General features: G+C 73.5%; 18 protein-coding genes and 2 tRNA genes. 8 read left to right on the plus strand and 12 right to left on the minus strand.

Annotation, left to right across the window (positions count from 1 at the left end; genetic code table 11):
* Positions 1-641, plus strand: a 641-nt coding sequence (locus tag ACFVXK_RS26820) for an acyl-CoA dehydrogenase family protein (protein ID WP_389615877.1), incomplete at its 5' end; no start/stop codon positions are given.
* Here the strand turns inward: ACFVXK_RS26820 and ACFVXK_RS26825 are convergent.
* The 3 genes from ACFVXK_RS26825 to ACFVXK_RS26835 all read right to left on the minus strand — a co-directional run bounded on the left by ACFVXK_RS26825 (position 608) and on the right by ACFVXK_RS26835 (position 3,038).
* Positions 608-1,333, minus strand: a complete 726-nt coding sequence (locus ACFVXK_RS26825; protein WP_389615880.1) for a class I SAM-dependent methyltransferase — start codon at positions 1,331-1,333, stop codon at positions 608-610. The genes ACFVXK_RS26820 and ACFVXK_RS26825 overlap by 34 nt on opposite strands.
* A 114-nt stretch (positions 1,334-1,447) precedes the next feature.
* A tRNA-Lys gene (locus ACFVXK_RS26830) sits at positions 1,448-1,521 on the minus strand.
* Positions 1,522-1,571: 50 nt separating this feature from the next.
* Positions 1,572-3,038, minus strand: a complete 1,467-nt coding sequence (locus ACFVXK_RS26835; protein WP_389615883.1) for a cytochrome P450 — start codon at positions 3,036-3,038, stop codon at positions 1,572-1,574.
* A 190-nt stretch (positions 3,039-3,228) separates the two neighbouring features.
* Here ACFVXK_RS26835 and ACFVXK_RS26840 point away from each other — a divergent pair.
* Positions 3,229-3,302: transfer RNA gene (locus ACFVXK_RS26840), tRNA-Ser, on the plus strand.
* Here ACFVXK_RS26840 and ACFVXK_RS26845 read toward each other — a convergent pair.
* Together ACFVXK_RS26845 and ACFVXK_RS26850 are read right to left on the minus strand one after the other, a co-directional pair.
* Complete coding sequence (locus ACFVXK_RS26845) at positions 3,265-4,305, minus strand: alpha/beta hydrolase (protein WP_389615919.1); 1,041 nt, start codon at positions 4,303-4,305, stop codon at positions 3,265-3,267. The two genes, ACFVXK_RS26840 and ACFVXK_RS26845, sit on opposite strands and share 38 nt — an antisense overlap.
* Positions 4,302-5,030 carry an SDR family NAD(P)-dependent oxidoreductase gene (locus ACFVXK_RS26850; RefSeq protein WP_389615886.1) on the minus strand — a complete coding sequence of 243 codons (729 nt, stop codon included), beginning with the start codon at positions 5,028-5,030 and terminating at the stop codon, positions 4,302-4,304. Before ACFVXK_RS26850 ends, ACFVXK_RS26845 begins: the two co-directional genes overlap by 4 nt.
* Before the next feature lie 119 nt (positions 5,031-5,149).
* On the opposite strand from ACFVXK_RS26850, the gene ACFVXK_RS26855 reads away from it, so the two are divergent.
* The 3 genes from ACFVXK_RS26855 to ACFVXK_RS26865 are packed head-to-tail and all read left to right on the plus strand — an operon-like array spanning position 5,150 to position 7,044.
* Positions 5,150-5,776 (plus strand): PadR family transcriptional regulator, encoded by a 627-nt coding sequence (locus tag ACFVXK_RS26855; RefSeq protein ID WP_389615922.1) that lies wholly within the window; start codon positions 5,150-5,152, stop codon positions 5,774-5,776.
* Positions 5,773-6,498, plus strand: coding sequence for a VWA domain-containing protein (locus ACFVXK_RS26860; protein ID WP_389615889.1), 726 nt, complete (start codon positions 5,773-5,775; stop codon positions 6,496-6,498). The genes ACFVXK_RS26855 and ACFVXK_RS26860 overlap by 4 nt, the downstream gene beginning before the upstream one ends.
* Before the next feature lie 36 nt (positions 6,499-6,534).
* Entirely contained in the window at positions 6,535-7,044 is a 510-nt protein-coding gene (locus ACFVXK_RS26865; protein WP_389615892.1) for a pyridoxamine 5'-phosphate oxidase family protein, read from the plus strand.
* Positions 7,045-7,058: 14 nt separating this feature from the next.
* Here the strand turns inward: ACFVXK_RS26865 and ACFVXK_RS26870 are convergent, their stop codons facing one another.
* The gene (locus ACFVXK_RS26870; RefSeq protein WP_389615895.1) at positions 7,059-8,360 is read right to left on the minus strand and encodes a DUF1906 domain-containing protein; all 1,302 of its coding nucleotides are present in this window, start codon (positions 8,358-8,360) and stop codon (positions 7,059-7,061) included.
* Between the two features lie 196 nt (positions 8,361-8,556).
* Positions 8,557-9,270: a hypothetical protein gene (locus ACFVXK_RS26875; protein ID WP_389615898.1), complete on the minus strand. Its 714-nt coding sequence runs from the start codon at positions 9,268-9,270 to the stop codon at positions 8,557-8,559.
* 139 nt (positions 9,271-9,409) lie between these two features.
* Between ACFVXK_RS26875 and ACFVXK_RS26880 the strand changes: the two genes are divergently transcribed.
* Both ACFVXK_RS26880 and ACFVXK_RS26885 read left to right on the plus strand, forming a co-directional pair.
* Entirely contained in the window at positions 9,410-12,550 is a 3,141-nt protein-coding gene (locus tag ACFVXK_RS26880; RefSeq protein WP_389615901.1) for an AAA family ATPase, read from the plus strand.
* Between the two features lie 70 nt (positions 12,551-12,620).
* Positions 12,621-13,031, plus strand: coding sequence for a hypothetical protein (locus tag ACFVXK_RS26885; protein WP_389615904.1), 411 nt, complete (start codon positions 12,621-12,623; stop codon positions 13,029-13,031).
* A 16-nt stretch (positions 13,032-13,047) separates the two neighbouring features.
* Here the strand turns inward: ACFVXK_RS26885 and ACFVXK_RS26890 are convergent, their stop codons facing one another.
* From ACFVXK_RS26890 to ACFVXK_RS26910, 5 genes are all read right to left on the minus strand, one after another.
* Complete coding sequence (locus ACFVXK_RS26890) at positions 13,048-13,251, minus strand: DUF397 domain-containing protein (RefSeq protein WP_389615907.1); 204 nt, start codon at positions 13,249-13,251, stop codon at positions 13,048-13,050.
* Positions 13,236-14,072 (minus strand): helix-turn-helix domain-containing protein, encoded by an 837-nt coding sequence (locus ACFVXK_RS26895; protein ID WP_389615910.1) that lies wholly within the window; start codon positions 14,070-14,072, stop codon positions 13,236-13,238. Before ACFVXK_RS26895 ends, ACFVXK_RS26890 begins: the two co-directional genes overlap by 16 nt.
* Before the next feature lie 206 nt (positions 14,073-14,278).
* A complete protein-coding gene (locus tag ACFVXK_RS26900; RefSeq protein WP_389615913.1) occupies positions 14,279-15,739 on the minus strand; it encodes a glutamate synthase subunit beta in 1,461 nt (486 codons plus the stop codon).
* Positions 15,732-20,297, minus strand: a complete 4,566-nt coding sequence (gene gltB, locus ACFVXK_RS26905; protein ID WP_389615925.1) for a glutamate synthase large subunit — start codon at positions 20,295-20,297, stop codon at positions 15,732-15,734. Before gltB ends, ACFVXK_RS26900 begins: the two co-directional genes overlap by 8 nt.
* A 402-nt stretch (positions 20,298-20,699) precedes the next feature.
* Entirely contained in the window at positions 20,700-21,431 is a 732-nt protein-coding gene (locus tag ACFVXK_RS26910; RefSeq protein WP_358896938.1) for a VIT1/CCC1 transporter family protein, read from the minus strand.
* 270 nt (positions 21,432-21,701) lie between these two features.
* On the opposite strand from ACFVXK_RS26910, the gene ACFVXK_RS26915 reads away from it, so the two are divergent.
* The coding region (locus ACFVXK_RS26915; RefSeq protein WP_389615916.1) for an ADP-ribosylglycohydrolase family protein at positions 21,702-22,338 on the plus strand (637 nt) is incomplete at its 3' end.

Raw genomic sequence — 22,338 nt, forward strand, 5'->3', positions numbered from 1 at the left:
CGGCCCTGGGCGCGGCAGCGGTGCCGGACACTGGTGCGGCCCCGGCCTCGGCCTCGGCCCCGGCCTCGAGTGAGCTGTGGCTGGCGCCGGGGTGGGGGCGGCGGCTGCCCTCCCTGGACCCGGCGCGCGGGCTGGGCGTTCCGGCGGCGGGCGGGGAGCTGCTGGCGTCCGGTCCGGCGGTGGCGGCCGCCGCCGGGGCGGCCGCGCGGTGGGCACGGCTGCTGACGGCGGCCCAGTGCCTGGGCGTCGGCGAGGCCCTGCTGGCGCGCACGGTGGCGTACGTGAAGCAGCGCACCCAGTTCGGGGTGCCGGTCGGCGGCTTCCAGGCCGTCAAGCACCGGCTGGCGGACACCCTGCTGGAGCTGGAGTTCGCCCGGCCGCTGCTGTGGGCGGCCGCGCTGTCCCTGTCGGACGGGGACGTCGCGGCGGCGAAGCTGACCGCCGGGGAGGCGGCGTACGGGGCCGCCCGCACCGCCCTCCAGCTGCACGGGGCCGTCGGCTACACGGAGGAGCTGGACCTGTCCCTGTGGCTGCGCAAGGCCCGGCCGCTGCGCGACGCCTGGGGCGGCCCGTCGCAGTGCCGGGCGGAGGTGGTGCGCGGCCTGCCTCAGAGGACGGCCACGCGGAGGGTGACCACGTAGGCCTCCTCGACCGTCCCGTCGGGGAACCGCTCCAGCAGCCGCTCCCGCTCGGCCCCGGTGAACTCCCGGGTGGCGCTCTCTCCGAGGAGGAGGAAGGCGGAGTGGCTGGAGAGGTTGGCGAGGTGCGCGTCCAGCGGGATCCGGCGCGCCCAGCGGACCTCGCGGGTGGTGAGGCCGAGCTCCTCGGGGTCCTCCCTCGGCTGGGCGCCGGCGGGGACGCCGAAGAAGGCGGCGAGCCGCGCGTCCTGCTCGGCGATCCAGGGGACGGTCAGGTCCAGGTCGTTCCACCAGAGGGCGAGGGCCCCGCCCGGACGCAGCACGCGGCGGGCCTCGGGGACGGAACGGGCCGGGTCGGTCCAGTGCCAGGCCTGGGCGTAGGTCAGGAAGTCGAGGGAGCCGGAGGCCAGGGGGAGGCGGTCGCCGTCGCCGCGCACGACCGGGATCCCGGGGTGCGCGCGGCGCAGCTCCGCGGCCATGCCGTCACCGGGCTCCACGGCGAGCACCCGGGCCCCGCGCGCGTGCAGCAGGGCGCTGGCGATGCCGGTCCCGGCCCCCGCGTCCGCCACCCTGGCCCCGCGCAGGCCCGCCCCGGCGAGCTCCTCGACGGCGTCGAACAGCGCGTCGGGGTACCCGGGTCGGGAGGAGTGGTAGAGGGCGGCGGCGGCATCGAAGGACCTGGCACGAGTCGTCATGCCGCCATTCTTCCCACCGCCCGGGACCGGGACGAGAGCCCGCCCGGACAAGGCCGGGGGCCGGAAACGACTTCGGGCGGCTCCCGGATAACCGGAAACCGCCCGAAGGTCAGGTGCGCCGCCAGGGACTCGAACCCCGGACCCGCTGATTAAGAGTCAGCTGCTCTAACCAACTGAGCTAGCGGCGCCTTCGAGAAGGAAGGTACCCGGCCGGCGCGGCTGCTCCAAATCGCCGGCGCTACGGGTGGCCCGCGCGGCCCTCCGGCGCCGTCCCGGCGTGCGGGTACGGGCAGCGGGCCGGGGCCGGGGCCGTTGCCGCGCGGGAGGAGGGGCCCGGCGCGTCCGGGCCGGTGCGCCGGGTGACCCGCATGGGCATCCCGCCGCGCGGCCGCAGGGTCACCATCGGTTCGTTCACCGGCTCCGGGGTCCCCGGCAGGGCGCTCAGCCGCACCTGTCCGGCCAGCGTGGCGAGGGCGACCTGGCCGCCGAGCAGCGCGTGGTTGTTCCCGATGCAGACCCGGTGCCCCGCGCCGAACGGCATGTAGGCGTGCCGGGGCAGCGCGGCCTCCCGCTCCGGGGCGAAGCGGTCGGGGTCGAAGCGCTCCGGGTCCTCGAAGTAGTCGGCCCGCCGGTGCAGGGTGTACGGGCTGAAGATCACGCAGGCGCCGGCCGGGATCCGGTGCCCCAGCACGTCCACGTCCGCGGTGGCCTGCCGGGAGAACATGTAGACCGGCGGGTAGAGCCGCATGGCCTCCTTGAACACCTGGAGGGCGTAGGGCAGCCGCTCCAGGTCCTCCAGGGCCGCCGTCCTGCCGCCGAGCACCGCGTCCGATTCGGCGAGCAGCCGCTCGTACACCCGGGGGTGCCGGTCCAGGAGGTGGAAGCTCCAGGTGAGCGCCGTGGCCGTGGTCTCGTGGCCGGGCATGAACATGTTGAGCGCCTCGTCCCGGATCTGCCGGTCCCCGAGGGGGGCGCCGTCCTCCGTGACGCACTCCATGAGCAGGTTCAGCCAGTCGTCGGGCCGCTCCGCCATGGCCCGGCGCTCGGCCAGGACCGCCGTGAAGGTCCCCTCCAGACGCTCGATGGCCCGGCGGTAGCGCAGGTTCGCGGGCGTGGGCCACTCGATGGTCAGCGGGACGAGGGCGCTGGCCTGGGAGTCGAAGCCGTGGATCGCGTCGGTGAGCGCGTTCCCCAGTTCGTCGGCCTCGGCCAGCACGTCCCGGCTGAACAGGTTGTGACCGACGACGCCCAGCACGAGGCGCACCATCTCGCGGCGCACGTCGACGACCTCGCCGTCGGCCCAGCCGCCGGCCACCTCGGCCGCGACCCGCGCCGCCGTCCGCGCGGAATTGCGGATCACCGCGGTGCGGAAACGCGGCTGGATGAGCCTGCGGTTGCGTTTGTGGTCCTCGTTGGGGGCCGTCAGCAGCCCGTCGCCGAGCAGTGGCCGGGCGAAGGCGCGGAAACGGTCCGTCTTCTCGAACAGCGACCCGTTCCTGATCAGGATCTCGTGTGCCATCTCCACGGAATTGACGAAATAGCAGTCCTGTCCGGCGAGCCGGTACGTGCCGATGTCGCCGCAGGATTCGAAGGTGCGCCGGAACAGCTCCAGCCGGTCCTTCTTGAATTCCCAGGTGTTTCCGATGACGGGCCGGCCCTTTACTTTCGGGACCGGACGGACGGGCGTGCTGACGTTCGGAGACATTTCTGTTCCTCCCCCGCGGAGAATTCCTCGACCGGATGGACGGCGCCCGGATCGGAAATTAGCCGCCGCCGCTCCGCAGGGTCAACCAGCCCTGCCCGGCTGGCATTTAACTGCCAGCGGCCCCGGCATCTACTTCGACCCGGCGGTTCGACTCGGCGGTTCGACTCGGCGGTTAGGATGACCGCAAGGACGGGGCCGTAGCACAGAGGTCGTTGCGCTTCCTTGCTCAGGAGGAGGACGCCGGTTCGAATCCGGCCGCCCCGTTCCCCGTGCCGCGCCTCCCCGTGGCCGCGATCCACGCCGCCGCCCCCGCCCGGGCCGCCGCCGCGGCGGGCAGCGGCAGGCCGAGGAAGCCGTGGAAGACCCCCGGATGGAGCCGGACCTCGCAGTCCACCCCCGCCTCCCCCAGCCGGCGCGCGTAGGCGAGCCCCTCGTCCCGCAGCAGGTCGCAGTCGGCGAGGACGATCAGCGTGCGGGGCAGCCCGGACAGGTCCGGCGCGCGCAGCGGCGAGACGTGCGGGTGGGCGGGGTCGCCGCCGTACCGGTCCCAGTACCAGGCCATGTGCGCGGCGGTGTGGAAGTAGCCGCGCCCGTACACCGCCACCGACTCCGACCCCATCGAGGCGTCCAGCGGCGGGTACACCAGCAGCTGGCCGGCGAGCAGTTCCGGCGCCCGCAGCGCGGTGACGGCCGCCAGGTTGCCCCCGCTGGAGTCCCCCGCCACCACCACCCGCCCCGGGTCGCAGCCCAGCCGGTCCGCCCCGGCCCGCGCCCACAGCAGCACGGCGAGGGCGTCGTCGGCCGCCGCCGGCCAGGGGTGCTCCGGGGCCAGCCGGTAGCCGGCCGAGACCACCACCGCCCCCGAGGCCGCGGCCAGCTCGCGGCAGAGGGCGTCGTGCGTGTCGATCCCGCACATCACCCAGCCCCCGCCGTGCAGGTAGACCACGAGCACCCGCCCCCGCTCCCCCGGCGCGGGGTCGTACACCCGCACCGGCACCCCGCCGGCCTCGGCGTCCCGCACCGAGGCCACCTCGGGCCCCCGCCCGCCCGGCCGCTCCGCCCCGGCCGCCACCGCCGCCCGCAGGGCCGCCACGTCCCCGGGCCCCGGGAAGCCCGCCGCCATGGCCTCGCACAGCGCCCGCGCGTCCGGCGACAGCGGGTCCCGCGCCGACGGACCCATCTCCCCCGAACCCGAACCCGAACGCGAGCCCGAACCCGAACCCCGACCCGAACCCCGCCCCGAACCCCGCCCCGAACCCCCGCTCATCGCGCCGTCATCCCGCCGTCGACCACGAACTCGGCGCCCGTGACGTACGAGGAGGCCTCCGAGCACAGGAAGAGCACCAGCTCCCCCACCTCCCCCGGGCTCCCCATCCGCCCCAGCGGCACGTGCGACCAGTCCCGCCCCTCGACCGCTCCGGCCACCATGGGCGTGTCGATGGCCCCGGGATGCACCGAGTTGACCCGGATCCCGTCCCCCGCCAGGTCCAGCGCCGCCGAGCGGGTCAGCCCGCGCAGGCCGGCCTTCGTGGACCCGTAGGCCGCGTGGCCCCGGATGCCGACCAGCCCGGCGGTGGAGGAGACGTTGACGATCGACCCGCCCCCGCCCGCGCGCAGCACCGGCGCCACCGCCTGGATCCCGAGGAACGGTCCCAGCAGGTTGACCCGCAGCAGCTCCTCGAAGCCCTCCCTGCTCTGCTCCTCCACGTGCGCGGTGCGCCACAGGGCGGCGTTGTTGACCAGCGCCGACACCGTCCCGAAGGCGGCCACCGCCGCCCGGACCACCCCGGCCCAGCCGTCGGCGTCGGCCACGTCGTGCCGCACGAACAGACCCCGGTCGCCCAGTTCCGCGGCGACCGCCCGGCCCTCCTCCTCCCGGAGGTCGGTCACGACGACCCGCGCCCCGGCCCGCGCGCACAGCCTGGCCTCCTCGGCGCCCTGGCCGCGCCCGGCGCCGGTGACGACGACGACCTTTCCGTCCAGCGAGATCACGCTTCCTCCATACGAACAGCGGGAGTTGAACAGCGACCCAACCCTCCATATACCTAATAGGCATACACCTAGCAGTCATATTGCACACAGGGAAGAGTCCCACCGGAACCGGTCGTAGACTGCGCTGCGTGGCAGACGAGACGACAGTGGAGACTCCCGGCGGGGCGGCCCGGCGCACGCTCCCCGCGACCAGCTGGGCAGTGCTCGGGCTGCTCTCCTTCGGTGAGGAACTCTCCGGCTACGACCTGAAGAAGTGGTCGGACTGGTCGCTGCGCTTCTTCTACTGGAGCCCCTCCTTCAGCCAGATCTACAGCGAGCTCAAGCGCCTGGAGAAGGCCGGCTACGCCTCCTCCCGGATGGTCGCCCAGGACACCGGTACCCGCGACAAGCGGGTCTACCGGATCACCGAAGCCGGTCTGGACGCCGTACGGCGGTGGGCGCGCGAGGCGCCCGTCGACCCTCCGGTGCTCAAGCACGGGCCGATGCTGCGGCTGTGGCTGGGCCACCTGCTGGAGCCGGAACAGATGCGGGAACTCCTCCTCCGGCAGCGGGAGTTCGCCGAGGGGATGCGGCGCGGCGCGGAGGCGGACGTGGCGGCGGCGCAGGAGGAGGAGGCCTGGGCCTACCCCACCCTGACCCTCAAGTGGGCCGAGCGGTACTACGCGTCCGAGCGCGACCTCGCGGCGGCCATGCTGGAGGACATCGAGGCCCTGCACGGCCGCCCGCGCCCGGACCCCGCACCGTGACCGGCGCCATCAGCCTGCGCAAGGTCGAGGAGACGGCCCCGGCCCTGGTGAGCCTGTACAAGAACGCGGGCGTCTCGCTGCGCAAGCACGGCCTGGAGGACGGCCGGGCCGCCGTCTACCTGGTCCTGGACCGCTCCGGCTCCATGCGCCCGTACTACGCGGACGGCACCGTCCAGGCCTTCGCGGACCGCGTCCTCGGCCTGTCCGCGCACCTCGACTCCGACGGCCGCGTACCGGTCGTCTTCTTCTCCACCGACGTCGACGCGATCGAGGAGGTCCCCCTCTCCGGCCACGGGGGCCGGGTCACGGAGATCGCCGCCGGCCTCGGCCACATGGGCAAGACCGCCTACCACCTGGCGATGGACGCGGTGATCGACCACTACCTGGACTCGGGCTCCACCGACCCCGCCCTGGTCGTCTTCCAGACGGACGGCGGCCCGGTGAACAAGCTCGCGGCGGAGCGCTACCTGTGCAAGGCCGCCCGCCTGCCCCTCTTCTGGCAGTTCGTCGGCTTCGGCAACACCCGCAGCAGCCAGTTCGACTTCCTGCGCCGCCTGGACGAACTGCCCGTGCCGCAGAAGCGGGTGGTCGACAACGCGGGCTACTTCCACGCGGGCCCGGACCCGCGCTCCGTACCGGACGCCGACCTGTACGACCAGCTCGTCGCCGAGTTCCCGGCCTGGCTGACCGCGGCGCGCCGGGCGGGCATCGTGCGCGCCTGACCGGCCGCCGGCGGCGGGGCGCGCTTTGATGGACGCATGACGACGAACAACTGGGCAGCGTTCGAGAAGGCGGAACCGCAGTTCGCGGAGGCGGTGGAGGCCCGCTTCGCGCAGTTCCCCCACCACGTCCTGGCCACCTTGCGCAAGGACGGCTCGCCCCGGCTAACCGGGCTCAACGTGGAGTTCCGCGGAGGCGAGCTGTGGCTGGGCATGATGGCGGGCTCGCTGAAGGCCCGCGACCTCCAGCACGACCCGCGCTTCGCCCTGCACACCAACCCCGGCCCGGACGACACGATGCCCGACGGGGACGTCCGGATCTCGGGCCGCGCAATGGAGATCGTGGACCCGCCCGAACTCCACCGCTACGCGGAGGAGAAGGACACCCCGCACCCCTTCCACCTCTTCCACGCCGACCTGACGGAGGTGGTCCACACGGCGGTCGACGGCGACGACCTGGTCGTCCGCACCTGGACCCCCACCCACGGCCTGCGCACCCTCCGCCGCGGCAACGACGACGAACCACCCCGCGAGGTCCCGGCGAGCTGACCCCTGGCCGACCGCTAGCGGAGGGCGGGGAGGGGCGGGAGGGTCTTCTGGTCGATGTGCACCCAGCTGCGGTCGATGTCGATCGTCACGTCGCCGTACGTGGCCTCGTGGTCGCCCTGGTACTGGTGGGCCCGGCGCGGGCCGGGCCACTGGGTGGTGCCGGTGGGCAGGCCCATGTCGGCGTCGGTGACGGAGGCGGCGCCGTTCCAGCGGGCCACCCACAGGACGTCCGGCATGGCCTGGGGGGCCTGGGCGTAGTGGGCGGCGAGGGCCTCGGCTCCCGAGCTCGCCGAGACGTAGGCCGCCGCGTGGTGGCCGAGCTCGTGCAGCCGTACGGTCCAGGCGGTGAGGTAGGCGACGACCGGGGCGTCCCAGGTGTCGCGGCCGGCGTAGTTCTCCAGGTCGTCGTAGAGGGGTGTGCCGGCAGGCAGGCCGAGTGCGTCGGCCGCCGCGGCGGCGGCTTCGGCGGCCTCGCGGCCCTGGTCGGCGGCCTCGGCGGGGTCGGTGGACAGCCCGGTGCTCGTGCTGTTCCAGGGCTGCGGGCCCACCCAGATCGGCATCAGGTGCCAGCCGGCCGCGAGTTGCCGGCGCACCCAGTCGGCCGTCAGCTGCGGCTGGGCGCAGGCGCGGGCCCGGCCGCCGATGTAGATCCCGACCGCGCCGAAGGGGGAGTCGGCCCGCCAGGTGTCCATGGACCGCGGGGAGGGGGCGGTGCAGGCGTCGAAGCCGTGGCCGGTGAAGGCAGCCTGGGTGAGGTTCGGGGCGGGTGCGGGCGGTGGTGCGTGGAGGGCTGCCGGGGCGGAGCCCGGGCCGCCGGTGGGCGCGTCGGCGAGCGCGCGTGCCAGCAGGTTCCGTACGGTCTCCGGTCCGGCCCCGTACGAGAGCGTGGCCATCACCCCCGGCCCGTGCAGGGCGTAACGGACCTCGGCGCTGGCGCCCTCCGCCGGGGGCGGCTCGGCGCCGTCGGGGACGGGGAGGGTGGGGACGTCGGCGCGGGGCGGGGTGTCCGCCAGGGGTTCCAGGTGGAGGGTGTCGGCGCGCTCGGGGACGGCGCGGCGGCCGGTGCAGCGGGTCCGGGGGCCGGCGTGGCCGAGGTAGAGGGTGGGGAGGTCCAGGCGCGGGCAGGCGCCGGGGTCGCGGTCGAGGTCGACGACCCGCCAGTCCGCGGGGAGGGTCAGGTGCAGCCCCCGGTAGTCGACGGTGCGCCCGCCGTCCGCGGCGACGGCGGGCGGGAGGGACGCCAGGGAGACGAGGGAGGCGAGGGGCAGGAGCAGGGCGGCTCCGAGGAGGCCGCGCAGCGGCGTTCGCGAGGGCATGGACCCACCGCTACACCGCGGCCGCGTCAACTGCGGTGCGGCGCCCCGTGGATGACCCCGTCCGGGGGGCGCACGCCCCCGGGGCCGGGCGGGGCGGTGCGCACCCCCACGGTGCACCGTCCCGCCCGGCCGGCCGGATCCTGTCCGGCGGTCGGATCCCGCCCGGCCGGTGGTCGGATCCCGTCCGGCGGTCGGGTCAGCAGCCCCGGAAGCCGGCGGGGGGCTTGAAGACGGCGTCCAGGACGCCGTCGCGCTCCACGTCGGCGATCACCCAGTCCAGCGTCGAGTCCGCGGACGGCAGCTGAAGGGTGTGCGGGAGGTCGCTCTCGACGAGGTCCCGGCCCAGGTAGGCCACGGACAGGACGCCGCCGCACCCCGAGGGCTGCGGGGGTTCGCTGCCGTCGACCTTGCCGTCGTAGGGGCCCACGGCGACGGTGACCGTGCGGATCGGGGCGTAGGTGAACTTGTAGCCGGCCGAGTCGGCCGAGTGGGACATCTCGACCCGGAAGTAGCCGAGTCTCACCGGGACCGGTTCGCAGGGCGGCTGGGTCTTCACCAGCCGGAGGTACATCCCCGTGTCCACCATGAACAGGGCTTCGGAGTCGGTACGGTCGCTGCTCTTGAGGCCCTTGAGGTAGCCGGTCAGGGCGGCGGGGTCCAGGCCCTTGGTGGCGGTGCACGGGGCGGCGGGCGCGGAGGCCGGGGTGCCCGAGGGGACGACGCCCGACGGGGCGGCGGCGGACGGGGAAGCGGAAGGCGACGCGGAGGCGGACGGGGAGGCGGGGGCGGAGGTCTTGGACCGGGGCGCTCCCGCCCCGATGTCCGCCCCCGACCCGACGCCCGAGCAGCCCGCGAGGACGAGGGCGCAGAGGGAGAGGAACGCGGGGGCGGGCAGCCGTAATCGACGCATCGGGACTCCAAACTGGCAGGACCGGAACCACTTCCGATGCTGGCAGCCGGGCCGCGCGGGCGGCATCCGTAGAACCGCCTACGCAGCCCCTACGTATCCCCGGCGCCGAATGCGGGTACCGGTCCCCCGGGGAGGCGTCATGGTGGACAGGGCTCCGCTGGTCGGCCGGGGGGCCGAACTCGACCGGCTGGACGCGGTGATCGGTGCGGTGGTCGGCGCGGCGGGCGACGGGCCGGGGGTCGTGGACCTCACGGGCCCGGCGGGCATGGGCAAGAGCCGCCTGCTCACGGAGGTCTGCCGACGGGCCCGCGCCCGGGGCCTGACCGTTCTGCGCGGGCGGGCCACGGAGTACGAACGGCACATCCCCTTCCACGTGTTCACGGACGCCTTCGCCGACCTGGACCCGGAGGCGACGGCGGGCCACCCCCCGGACCCGGCGGTGACCCCGCTCCTGCACGGCATCCCGTCCGCCCCGGGCCCGACGACGCCGTCCCCGGAGCGGTACGCGGGCGGTGACGGGGCCGGGGCCGGGGCCGGGGAGCGAAACGCCGACGCAGGGCCGGACCCGTACGCAGGCCGGGGCCCGGAGCAGAACGCGGGCCGGGAACCGGGCCGAGCGGGCCTGGGCCGGAGCCCTGAACGGGGCGCGGGCCCCGGCCCGATGCCAGGCGCCGGCCCCCGCCCCGAGGCCGCCCCGCGCGGGGAACCGGGTCCGGGCGCGGGGCCCGCCCCGGACCCGCCCCAACCCGCGGGGGCGTACGGCGCGGCGGACGCCCCGGTCGACCGGTTCGCCATGCACCGGGCGACGGCGCGGCTCCTCTCCGCCCTCGCCCGGGGTGGCGGCGGGACCGCCCAGGGCCACGGCCTGCTCGTCGCCCTCGACGACCTGCACTGGGCCGACCCCGCCTCCTTCGAGCTCCTCGACCACCTCGTGCGCCACCCCCCGCGCGGGCCGGTGCTCCTCGTCGTGGCCCGTCGGGACCGGCAGACCTCGGCCTCCCTCGCCGCCGCGCTCACCCGGGGCGTCGACACCGGTGCCGTGCTGCGCCTGGACCTCGGTCCGCTCGCCGAGCGGACCTGCGTGGAGCAGCTGGCGCCGGGGCTGCCGCCCGACCGCGCGGGCCGGCTGTACGCCGCCAGCGGGGGCAACCCCCTCTACTTCCTCACCCTGCTCCAGGGCCAGTCCGCCGGACCGGCCGTCCCGGCGGGCGGGCTCACCGCGCTGCTCCTGGACGAGCTGACCCCGCTGACCGCCGCGCAGCGCCGGACCGCCGAGGCGGTGGCGGTGCTCGGCGACCAGGCCACCGCGCCGGTGCTCGCGGAGACGGCCGAGGTGGCCGGCCCCGACCTCCTCGACGCGCACCTCGCGGCCCTGGCCGGCCGGGACCTGCTGCGCCCGGGCCCGGGCGGGAGCTGGTCGCTGCGGCACCCGGTGCTGCGGACGGTGGTCTACGAGAACACCGGGCCCCGCCGGCGTACGGCCCTGCACCGGCGGGCGGCCGCCGCGCTGGCCGGGGCGGGCGCGGCCGCCACCGTACGGGCCCACCACGTGGAGCGGGCGCTCACGGGCTGGGACCCACGGGCCGCGGCCGCCCTGCTGGAGGCGGCCGGGCAGGCGCAGACCACGGCCCCGGCGAGCTGCGCGCACTGGCTGGGGGTGGTGCTGGGGATCCTGCCGGACACCCCGGAGTACCTCGCCCGGCGCCGGGAACTGCTGCTGCGGCGGGCCCGGGCGCTGAGCGCGTGCGGCGAACTGCGCGCGAGCCGGGACCTCCTGATGTCCCTGATCTCCCAGATCGACGCCACCGTCCCCGCCCGGGACGACGGGCTGCGCGCGGCCGCCGTCACCCTGTGCGCCTCGATGGAGCGCCACCTCGGCCGGTACGGCGAGGCGGTGGCACTGCTGCGCCGCGAACTGGCCCGCCGGCCCGCGCCCCGCCCGGCGGACGCGCTGGCACTGGGGCTGGAGCTGGGCACGTGCGCTCCGCACGTCCTGTCGTACCCGGAGGTGCGCGAGGACGTGCTGCGGACGTACGGGCTGGCCCTGCGGCTGCGCAACGAGCCGGCCGCCGCGGGGGCGCTGACGACGGCCGCGCTCGGTGAGACGTACGGGGGCCTGGCCCCGGCGACGGCCCGGCGGCTGGCCGACCGGGCCGCCGTACGGGTCGACGCGCTGGCCGACCGGGAACTGGCCGACCTGTGCGAACCGTTGGCCCGCCTCGCCTGGACGGAGTTCTACCTGGACCGCTTCCCGGAGGCGGAACGGCACACGGACCGGGGGCTGGCGCTGGCCCGGCGGGTGGGGCCGCCGCACCTGCTGCCGCACCTGCTGGTGTGCAAGGCGGTCGTGCACATGAACACCTGCCGGCTGGAGTCGGCGCTGGAGCTGGCCGAGGAGGCCGAGAACATCGCGCGCGGCATCGGCAGCGACGAGCTGCTGGGCCTGGTGCTGGGCAACAAGGCCCAGATACTGATCCCGTCCCTCCCGCCCGGCGACACCACCCCGCTGGCACTCGCGCAGGAGGCGGTCGCGCTGTCCGGGGTCCGCAGCAGCTGGTGGGCCTCGCTCGGCTGGTGCGTGCTGAGTTACGCGGCCCTGTACTCCGGGGACCACCAGCGGGCCCGGTCCGCGATGCTGCGCGCCGGGCACGGTCCGGAGCTGACGGGCCTCCAGCCGTCGATGCGGCCGCTGTTCCTGGAGGCGCTGGTCAACGCGGCGGTGGCGGCGGGGGACCTCGCGGAGGCGGAGTCCTGGGCGGCCCTGGCGCACGCGGACGCCGCCCGCCTCGCCCTCCCCACCCAGCGGGCGTCGGCCCTGCGCAGCGAGGCGGTCGTACGGGCCGCACGGGACGAACCGGCAGCGGCGGCGGACCTCTACGTCCGGGCGGCGACGGAGTCGGCCCGTGTCGGGGCGACGCTCTGGGAGGCCCAGGCCCTGCTGATGGCGGCCCCCCTCGCCGCCCGCTCGGGCGGCTCCCGCAGGGGGTCGACGCTGTGGCACCGGGGCCGCCGCCTGGCGGAAACGGGCGGCGCCCGCCTCCTGACGGGCCTGGCGGACCTCTTCCCGCCGGCCCCCGCCGCGTCCCCCCTCCCCCACCTCACCCCCCGCGAACGCGAGATCGCGGCCCTGGTGACGGAGGGCCTGACCACCCCGGCGATCGCGGCCCGCCTCTACCTGAGCCCCCGCACGGTGGACACCCACCTCTCCCACATCTACCGCAAGACGGGCGTCACCACCCGAGCGGCCCTGGCGGCGCTCACGGCCCGGGGCACCCCCTGACCCCACGGGCGTTGTCAGTGGCGGCACTTACCGTGGGACGGTCGACTCACCGACATCCGAGGGGGAAGAGATGAAGCACAAGGCGTTCACGGTCGCGGCGTTCACGGCGGTCCTCGCACTGGGTACGGGCGCAGGCCAGGCGTCAGCCGCGGACGAACTGATCGGCTATCCGGGACCGGACGGCGTGATCTGGGTCCCGGAGGTCACCGGCTCCAGCGGCTTCGTCTCGGGCGGCCTCAACGCCCACCTGGACACCTCCACCACCTTCGCCTGCGAGGGCGGCGGCAGCATCGAGGTGTCCTTCCACTTCCCCAACCAGCCGGACCGCGACCCGGCCCCGTTCTCCCTGACCTGCCCGCAGGACACCCCGTCCCGCATCACGGTCCCCCTGGGCACGGGCCTGTCGGGCAGCTTCGGCGCCACGGTGACCACCTCGTCCCCGTCGATACGCTGGGGCGCGGTGGTCGTCCAGCCGGAGTAGCCGCTGCGGTACGGGATCAGGCTCGGAGCCGCTTGACGTCCTGGATGAACGGGACCCAGGCGGCTCCGGGGAAGACCAGGACCGGACCGGCGCCGCGCAGCTTGCTGTCGCGGACGGGGACGGTGCCGGGGAGGTCGTCGGAGACCTCGACGCAGCTGTTGTTTTCGGAGTTGCTGTACGAAGACGTCCTCCAGGACAGGCCGTTCACATCTGCGCGCATTTCGCGTACTCCTCCGCCGCGGACTCGATCAAGGTCAGGGACACAGCCGGTGACAGGGCTGCTGCCCGGGCCAGCTCGTAGCGCTTCCAGTGGCCCCGAACCAAATCCGGCTCGTCGAGCAGGTGCCCCACACAGGGCCCCTCCGTATAGACCGCGTCGGGCGCGTCGGCGAACTGCATGATGACCACGCACGCACCCAGCACGCCATGCGATCCGGCCGAGAACGGCGCCACCTGGACGGCGATCCGGTGGGCCCGGGCATGGGAGGCGATGTGCCGCAACTGTGCCGCCATCAAGCCGGGCCCTCCGACCTCCGTCCGCAGCACCGCCTCGTGCAGGATGACCCACAATTCGGGGGTGGTCGGGTCGTCGAGCAGTCGCGCCCGATTCCTGCGGAACGAGACCATGGCGTCGATGCCCTCTGCGAGCCTGGTGAGATTGGCGGAGCGCATCACCTCCCGGGCATAGTCCTCTGTCTGGAGCAGACCGGGCACCAGGGCGGCGCCGTATTCGTAGAGGGCCGCCGCCCGGGCTTCCAGCTCTGCCACATCGGCGAAGTCGTCGACCTGCTTGGATTTGAAGGATCTCGCCAGCCGGAAGAAGTAGTCCCCCGTCTTGAGCTCCTTGTCGATCAGCCTCGCCAACTCCGGCCGCAATCGGCGCTGGCCGCACTCCATCTGGCCGATGTACGAGCCGCTGGTGAAGATCCGCTCGCCCAGACCCTCCTGCGTGAGTCCGGCGGCAATACGGTGGCGCCGTAGTTCCTCGGAGGCGAACTCCTCCGGACTCTGCGCGGCGCCCTCGCCCTTCGACTTGGCCATGAGCCAACTCCCCGCTTCCGCAATCCCCTTGCCTGCGAAGCGTAACCCCCGCCAACCTGAAGGTTCAGCCGAACGCATTCATACGACTACAGAACGCCACCGCGCCCGCCATCCCTGGTCGGGGACATGGCGGGCGCGGTGTCGAGTGCCGTACTTCGTTGTACGGACCGTATGAGGGGTCCCGCCGGGAGGGCGGGGGGTGGAACTCAGACCATCAGGGAGCGGTCCGTCGGCTTGACCGGGTACGGGAGGGCGCTCGTGCCCGTCAGATAGCGGTCCACGCCGCGGGCGGCCGAGCGGCCCTCCGCGATGGCCCACACGATCAGGGACTGGCCGCGGCCCGCGTCGCCGGCGACGAAGACGCCGTCGGCGTTGGTCGCGTACGAGGCGTCGCGGGCGATGTTGCCCCGCTCGTCCAGGTCCACGCCGAACTGCTCCACCAGGCCGTTGGCCTGGTCGGTGCCGGTGAAGCCCATCGCCAGGGTGACCAGCTGCGCGGGGAGGACGCGCTCGGTGCCGGGCTTCTGGACGAGCTTGCCGTCCTCGAAGGCGACCTCGATCAGGTGCAGGGCCTGGACGTTGCCGTCCTCGTCGCCCTCGAAGTGGGTGGTGGAGACGGAGTAGATCCGCTCGCCGCCCTCCTCGTGGGCCGAGGTGACCTTGTACAGCATCGGGAAGGTCGGCCACGGCATGGCCGCCGGGCGGTCCTCCGACGGGCGGGGCATGATCTCCAGCTGGGTGACCGAGAGGGCACCCTGGCGGTGGGCGGTGCCGACGCAGTCCGCGCCGGTGTCGCCGCCGCCGATGACGACCACGTGCTTGCCCTCGGCCGTGATGGGGGGCGCCATGAAGTCGCCCTCCTGGACCTTGTTCGCGAGCGGGAGGTACTCCATCGCGAAGTGGATGCCCTTGAGCTCGCGGCCCGGGACCGGGAGGTCGCGGGAGACGGTGGCGCCGGCAGCCACGACGACCGCGTCGAACCGCTTGCGCAGGTCCGTCGCCGTGATGTCGCGGCCGACCTCGATGCCGGTGCGGAACTTGGTGCCCTCCGCGCGCATCTGCTCGATGCGGCGGTTGATGTGCACCTTCTCCATCTTGAACTCGGGGATGCCGTAGCGCAGCAGGCCGCCGATGCGGTCGGCGCGCTCGTACACGACCACGGTGTGGCCGGCCCGGGTCAGCTGCTGGGCGGCGGCCAGGCCGGCCGGGCCGGAGCCGATGACGGCCACGGTCTTGCCGGAGAGGCGGTCCGGGGCCTGCGGGGTGACGTCGCCGTTGTCCCAGGCCTGGTCGATGATCGAGACTTCGACGTTCTTGATCGTGACGGCGGGCTGGTTGATGCCGAGCACGCACGCCGACTCGCACGGGGCCGGGCACAGGCGGCCCGTGAACTCCGGGAAGTTGTTCGTGGCGTGCAGGCGCTCCGACGCGGCCGCCCAGTCCTCGCGGTAGGCGTAGTCGTTCCACTCGGGGATCAGGTTCCCGAGCGGGCAGCCGTTGTGGCAGAACGGGATGCCGCAGTCCATGCAGCGGCCGGCCTGCTTGCTGATGATCGGGAGCAGCGAGCCCTTGACGTAGACCTCGTTCCAGTCCTTGACGCGCTCGGCGACGGGACGGGTGCAGGCGGTCTCGCGGGGGGTGGTGAGGAAGCCCTTCGGGTCAGCCATGGGTCGCCGCCTCCATCATCTTCTCGGTGGTCTCGGACTCGGAGAGTCCGGCCAGCTCAGCGGCGTCCTTGGCGGCGAGCACTGCCTTGTACGTGGTCGGGATGATCTTGCTGAAGCGGGCCGCGGCGGCGTCCCAGTCAGCCAGGAGCTTCGCGGCCACGGTCGAGCCGGTCTCCTCCTCGTGGCGGCGCACCACATCGTGCAGCCACAGCTTGTCCTCGTCCGACGGGGCCTCGACGGCCTCCGCGTTGCCCGAGTTGACCTGGCGCGGGTCGAGGTCGATGACGTACGCGACGCCGCCGGACATGCCCGCCGCGAAGTTGCGGCCGGTCTCGCCGAGGACGACCGCGGTGCCGCCGGTCATGTACTCGCAGCCGTGGTCGCCCACGCCCTCCGAGACGACCAGGGCGCCGGAGTTGCGGACGCAGAAGCGCTCGCCGGTGCGGCCGCGCAGGAACATCTCGCCGCCGGTGGCGCCGTAGCCGATGGTGTTGCCGGCGATGGTGGAGTACTCGGCGAGGTGGTCGGCGGCGCGGTCCGGGCGGACCACGACGCGGCCGCCGGAGAGGCCCTTGCCGACGTAGTCGTTGGCGTCGCCCTCCAGGCGCAGGGTCACGCCCTTGGGGAGGAAGGCGCCGAAGGACTGGCCCGCCGAACCGGTGAAGGTGAGGTCGATGGTGTTGTCGGGCAGGCCCGCGCCGCCGAACTTCTTGGTGACGTGGTGGCCGAGCATGGTGCCGACGGTCCGGTTGATGTTGCGGATCGCGACCTGGGCGCGGACCGGGCGGGCCGCCTCGGCGGTCTCGGCGTTCAGCGCGTCGGCGGCGAGCTCGATGAGCTCGTTGTCGAGGGCCTTCTCCAGGCCGTGGTCCTGCTCGACCAGGGCGTGGCGGACCGCGCCCTCGGGCAGGGCCGGCACGTGGAAGAGGGGCTCCAGGTCGAGGCCCTGGGCCTTCCAGTGGGTGACGGCCTTGCTGGTGTCGAGGAGTTCGGCGTGGCCGACGGCCTCCTCGATGGTGCGGAAGCCCAGCTCCGCGAGGATCTCGCGGACCTCCTCGGCGATGAACTCGAAGAAGTTCACGACGAACTCGGGCTTGCCGGAGAAGCGGTCGCGCAGGACCGGGTTCTGGGTGGCGATGCCGACCGGGCAGGTGTCCAGGTGGCAGACGCGCATCATGACGCAGCCGGAGACGACGAGCGGCGCGGTCGCGAAACCGAACTCCTCGGCGCCGAGCAGCGCGGCGATGACCACGTCGCGGCCGGTCTTGAGCTGGCCGTCGGTCTGGACGACGATGCGGTCGCGCAGGCCGTTGAGCAGCAGGGTCTGCTGGGTCTCGGCGAGGCCGAGCTCCCAGGGGCCGCCCGCGTGCTTGAGGGACGTCAAGGGAGACGCGCCCGTTCCGCCGTCGTGGCCGGAGATCAGGACGACGTCCGCGTGGGCCTTGGAGACACCGGCCGCGACCGTTCCGACGCCGACCTCGGACACGAGCTTCACGTGGATGCGCGCGACCGGGTTGGCGTTCTTGAGGTCGTGGATCAGCTGGGCCAGGTCCTCGATCGAGTAGATGTCGTGGTGCGGCGGCGGGGAGATCAGGCCGACGCCGGGCGTCGAGTGACGCGTCTTGGCGACCCACGGGTAGACCTTGTGGCCGGGCAGCTGGCCGCCCTCGCCGGGCTTGGCGCCCTGCGCCATCTTGATCTGGATGTCGTCCGCGTTGACCAGGTACTCGGAGGTGACGCCGAAGCGGCCGGAGGCGACCTGCTTGATCGCCGAACGGCGCGCCGGGTCGTACAGGCGGTCCGGGTCCTCGCCGCCCTCACCGGTGTTGGACTTGGCGCCCAGCTGGTTCATGGCGATGGCGAGGGTCTCGTGCGCCTCCTGGGAGATGGAGCCGTACGACATGGCGCCGGTGGAGAAGCGCTTGACGATCTCGGAGACCGGCTCGACCTCGTCGAGGGAGATCGCGGGACGGTCGGACTTGAAGCCGAAGAGGCCGCGGAGCGTCATCAGGCGCTCGGACTGCTCGTTCACCCGGTCCGTGTACTTGCGGAAGATGTCGTACCGGCGGTTGCGGGTGGCGTGCTGGAGGCGGAAGACCGTCTCCGGGTCGAACAGGTGCGGCTCGCCCTCGCGGCGCCACTGGTACTCGCCGCCGATCTCCAGCGCGCGGTGCGTGGCCGCGATGCCGGAGACGGGGTAGGCCTTGGCGTGGCGGGCGGCCACCTCCTTGGCGATGACGTCCAGGCCGGCGCCGCCGATCTTGGTGGCGGTGCCGCTGAAGTAGGTGCCGACGAACTCCTCGTTCAGGCCGACGGCCTCGAAGACCTGGGCGCCGCGGTAGGAGGCGACGGTGGAAATGCCCATCTTGGACATGACCTTCAGGACGCCCTTGCCGAGGGCATAGATCAGGTTCTTGATGGCCTTCTCGGGCTCGATGCCCTCGATGAAGGTGCCCGCGCGCAGGAGGTCCTCGACGGACTCCATGGCCAGGTACGGGTTGACGGCCGCGGCGCCGTAGCCGATGAGCAGGGCGACGTGGTGGACCTCGCGGACGTCGCCGGCCTCGACCAGCAGGCCCACCTGGGTGCGCTGCTTGGTGGCGATGAGGTGGTGGTGGACGGCGGAGGTGAGCAGCAGCGAGGGGATCGGCGCGTGCTCGGCGTCCGAGTGGCGGTCCGACAGGACGATGAGGCGGGCGCCGGCCGCGATGGCGGCGTCGGCCTCGGCGCGGATCTCCTCGATCCGGGCGGCGAGGGCCTCGCCGCCGCCGGAGACCCGGTAGAGGCCGGAGAGCGTGGCGGCCTTCATGCCGGGCATGTCGCCGTCGGCGTTGATGTGGATGAGCTTGGCCAGCTCGTCGTTGTCGATCACCGGGAAGGGCAGGGTGACGCTGCGGCAGGACGCGGCGGTCGGCTCCAGCAGGTTGGACTGCGGGCCGATCGAGGAGAGCAGCGAGGTGACGAGCTCCTCGCGGATGGCGTCCAGCGGCGGGTTGGTGACCTGCGCGAACAGCTGGGTGAAGTAGTCGAACAGCAGGCGCGGGCGCTCCGAGAGGGCCGCGATCGGGGAGTCCGTGCCCATGGAGCCGAGCGGCTCGCCGCCGGTGCGGGCCATCGGGGCGAGGATGACGCGCAGCTCCTCCTCGGTGTAGCCGAAGGTCTGCTGGCGGCGGGTGACCGAGGCGTGGGTGTGGACGATGTGCTCGCGCTCGGGGAGGTCCGTCAGCTCGATCTCGCCGGTCTCCAGCCAGTCCGCGTACGGGGCGGCGGAGGCGAGCTCGTCCTTGATCTCGTCGTCCTCGATGATCCGCTTCTGGGCGGTGTCGACGAGGAACATCTTCCCGGGCTGGAGGCGGCCCTTGCGGACGACCTTGGCCGGGTCGATGTCGAGGACGCCGACCTCGGAGCCGAGGACGACGAGGCCGTCGTCGGTGACCCAGTAGCGGCCGGGGCGCAGACCGTTGCGGTCGAGGACCGCGCCGACCTGGGTGCCGTCGGTGAAGGTGACGCAGGCGGGGCCGTCCCAGGGCTCCATCATCGTGGAGTGGTACTGGTAGAACGCGCGGCGGGCCGGGTCCATGGAGGTGTGGTTCTCCCACGCCTCCGGGATCATCATCAGCACGCTGTGCGGCAGCGAGCGGCCGCCGAGGTGGAGGAGCTCCAGGACCTCGTCGAAGGAGGCGGAGTCGGAGGCGTCCGGGGTGCAGATCGGGAAGATGCGGTCCAGGGCGGCCTCGCCGAAGGCGGAGGTGGCCAGCTGGGACTCGCGGGCCTTCATCCAGTTCCGGTTGCCCTTGACCGTGTTGATCTCGCCGTTGTGCGCGACGAAGCGGTACGGGTGGGCGAGCGGCCAGGACGGGAAGGTGTTCGTCGAGAACCGGGAGTGGACCAGGGCGAGCGCCGAGGCGAAGCGGCGGTCGGAGAGGTCCGGGAAGAAGGGCTCCAGCTGGCCGGTGGTCAGCATGCCCTTGTAGACGATGGTGCGGGCGGAGAGCGAGGGGAAGTAGACCCCGGCCTCGCGCTCGGCGCGCTTGCGCAGGACGAACGCCTTGCGGTCCAGCTCGATGCCGGTCGTCCCTCCCCCAGACTCCGTCTGGGAGGTGCCCCCACTCACGAACAGCTGGGAGAAGGCGGGCATCGTGGTGCGGGCGCCGTTGCCGAGCAGGTCGGGGGTGACCGGCACCTCGCGCCAGCCGAGGACCGTCAGGTTCTCCTCGGCGGCGATGGCCTCGATGCGCTCCACGGCGACGGCCTGTGCGGTGCCGTCGGCGGGGAGGAAGGCGATGCCGACGGCGTACGCGCCGGCCTCGGGGAGCTCGAATCCCGCGACCTCGCGCAGGAAGGCGTCCGGGACCTGGGAGAGGATGCCCGCGCCGTCGCCGGAGTCCGGCTCGGAGCCGGTGGCGCCGCGGTGCTCGAGGTTCCGCAGGACGGTCAGGGCCTGCTCGACGAGGGTGTGGGTGGCCTCGCCGGTGAGGTTCGCCACGAATCCGACGCCACAGGCGTCCTTCTCGTTGCGCGGGTCGTACATGCCCTGCTGGGCGGGGCGACCGTCCATGGGCGACCAGGCGGTGGTGCTGGGGCCGGTCGCGGAGTGCGTGGATGCGGAACGCATCGGCTCTCCCGTCGTCGTCGTGGCAAATGTGCTGGCCGAGGGACGACGTTGGCCCTCTGCGAAAGTTCGTGCAGGCTACATGATGGCCGTGATTCCGAGAAGCGGATATCACATTCCACTATGCGGACACTGCCCGAGGCAGAAAGAAGGGACCTTCGGTGGGCTGCGGGGGGTGGAACGAGCTGAGAGAGCTTTCCGCGTATACGGCTCGGGATGAAGGCCCCGGCGCGAAACGGGCATCTTTGCCCGACGCCCTGGTCTGATGCCCGGCGGCAACGGAAGTGAAACCACCGGATCTGAGACTACTTATGTTGCGTCCTGCATAGTGTCTCACTCCCAGGGCGTTCAGCCTATGGCGCCGCCGATCCAGGTTCCCAGGACGTACGTCACACCGGCCGCGGCACCACCCAGGACAAGCTGGCGCATACCGCTGTACCACCAGGACCGGGCCGTGACCCGCGCCACCACCGCGCCGCAGGCGAAGAGGCCGACGAGCGCCAGCAGCACGGCCGGCCACAGGGCGGTCGCCCCGAGCAGGTAGGGCAGCACGGGCAGCAGCGCGCCCAGCGCGAAGGAGCCGAAGGACGACACGGCCGCCACGAGCGGCGAGGGCAGGTCGTCGGGGTCGATGCCGAGCTCCTCGCGGGCGTGGATCTCCAGCGCCTGCTCCGGGTCGCGGGACAGCTGCATGGCCACCTCGCGGGCGAGGGCCGGCTCGACCCCGCGCGAGACGTAGAGCTCCGCGAGCTCCTCCATCTCGTCGACCGGGTGCTTGCGCAACTGCTGGCGCTCCACGTCGAGCTCGGCGAGGACCAGCTCGCGCTGCGAGGCGACGGAGGTGTACTCGCCGGCCGCCATCGAGAAGGCGCCGGCGGCGAGACCGGCGAGGCCGGTGATGACGATGGTGGCCGGGGCCACCGCGCCGCCGGCCACACCGGTCATCAGCGCGAGGTTGGAGACGAGCCCGTCCATGGCGCCGAAGACCGCCGGGCGCAGCCAGCCGCCGTTGACGTCGCGGTGGGTGTGGTTGTCGCGGTGGGCGGTGTGCAGCGGCGCTTCGGTGTCGATGATGGACATGCGGCGTATCTCCCCTTTTCGCATGAGTGGGTACGCGAAAGCGACGCGCAGCCGTGCCCTCCCCGGGCACTCCCCTGAACACCTCGAAACTACGCACGATTTACGGCCGCCGCCAGCAAGGAAGGCCGTACTTACCTGGGCTTTCGCGGGTCGGCGACCGGGTGACGGGGGTGTTCGCGGGGTGTTTCGCGGCAAGCGACAAACCACATGGCGTGGCACAAATCCCCCAGGGGCTCATGATGGGTCCCCATCACGTGGGAGAGGCGCGCCATGGAGCCGGTCGCATGCAATCCGCAGGTCCCTCCGCAGGTCCCTCCGCAGCTCCTCCTGGAACGGGCCCGGGGCGCGCTGCTGGGCCTCGCGGTGGGTGACGCGCTGGGCGCCCCGGCGGAGAACATGAAGCCGTCGGAGATCCGGGCGCGGTGGGGCCGCATCGAGGGGTTCGTGTCGGAGGACCCGGCGGGGACGGACGACACCGAGTACGCCATCTTCTCCGGCCTGCTGCTGGCGCGCCACGGATCGGCGCTGACCGTGGCCCACGTGGAACGGGCCTGGCACCACTGGATCGCCGACCTGGACGAGGGGCCGTTCCGCGGGGCCGGCTTCTCGGAGCGGGGCACGCTGGAGAACCTGCGCCGGGGTCTGGCCGCGCCCATCTCGGCGCAGCACCGGCACGCGTGGTCGGACGGGCTGGCGATGCGGGCGGCCCCGTTCGGGGTGTTCGCGGCGGGCCGCCCGGCGGAGGCGGCCCGGCTGGTCGCCGTGGACGGGTCGGTCAGCCACGACGGGGAGGGCATCTACGGCGGCCAGGCCGTCGCCGCCGGGGTGGCGGCGGCCATGGCCGGGGGCTCCCCGGCGTCGGTCGTCTCGGCGGCCCTGTCGGTCGTCCCGCCGGACTCCTGGACGG

The organism is Streptomyces sp. NPDC058157 (assembly GCF_042884105.1).
GTDB lineage: Bacteria > Actinomycetota > Actinomycetes > Streptomycetales > Streptomycetaceae > Streptomyces.

What these genes read in the sequence shown, in the direction of transcription:
- ACFVXK_RS26885 (WP_389615904.1), top strand. Translation starts at nt 12,621, where the DNA reads ATGAAGCACAAGGCGTTCACGGTCGCGGCGTTCACGGCGGTCCTCGCA.
- ACFVXK_RS26895 (WP_389615910.1), bottom strand. Translation starts at nt 14,072, where the DNA reads ATGGCCAAGTCGAAGGGCGAGGGCGCCGCGCAGAGTCCGGAGGAGTTC.
- ACFVXK_RS26825 (WP_389615880.1), bottom strand. Translation starts at nt 1,333, where the DNA reads ATGACGACTCGTGCCAGGTCCTTCGATGCCGCCGCCGCCCTCTACCAC.
- ACFVXK_RS26870 (WP_389615895.1), bottom strand. Translation starts at nt 8,360, where the DNA reads ATGCCCTCGCGAACGCCGCTGCGCGGCCTCCTCGGAGCCGCCCTGCTC.
- ACFVXK_RS26910 (WP_358896938.1), bottom strand. Translation starts at nt 21,431, where the DNA reads ATGTCCATCATCGACACCGAAGCGCCGCTGCACACCGCCCACCGCGAC.
- ACFVXK_RS26890 (WP_389615907.1), bottom strand. Translation starts at nt 13,251, where the DNA reads ATGCGCGCAGATGTGAACGGCCTGTCCTGGAGGACGTCTTCGTACAGC.
- ACFVXK_RS26875 (WP_389615898.1), bottom strand. Translation starts at nt 9,270, where the DNA reads ATGCGTCGATTACGGCTGCCCGCCCCCGCGTTCCTCTCCCTCTGCGCC.
- ACFVXK_RS26865 (WP_389615892.1), top strand. Translation starts at nt 6,535, where the DNA reads ATGACGACGAACAACTGGGCAGCGTTCGAGAAGGCGGAACCGCAGTTC.
- ACFVXK_RS26845 (WP_389615919.1), bottom strand. Translation starts at nt 4,305, where the DNA reads ATGAGCGGGGGTTCGGGGCGGGGTTCGGGGCGGGGTTCGGGTCGGGGT.
- ACFVXK_RS26880 (WP_389615901.1), top strand. Translation starts at nt 9,410, where the DNA reads ATGGTGGACAGGGCTCCGCTGGTCGGCCGGGGGGCCGAACTCGACCGG.
- gltB (WP_389615925.1), bottom strand. Translation starts at nt 20,297, where the DNA reads ATGGACGGTCGCCCCGCCCAGCAGGGCATGTACGACCCGCGCAACGAG.
- ACFVXK_RS26835 (WP_389615883.1), bottom strand. Translation starts at nt 3,038, where the DNA reads ATGTCTCCGAACGTCAGCACGCCCGTCCGTCCGGTCCCGAAAGTAAAG.
- ACFVXK_RS26900 (WP_389615913.1), bottom strand. Translation starts at nt 15,739, where the DNA reads ATGGCTGACCCGAAGGGCTTCCTCACCACCCCCCGCGAGACCGCCTGC.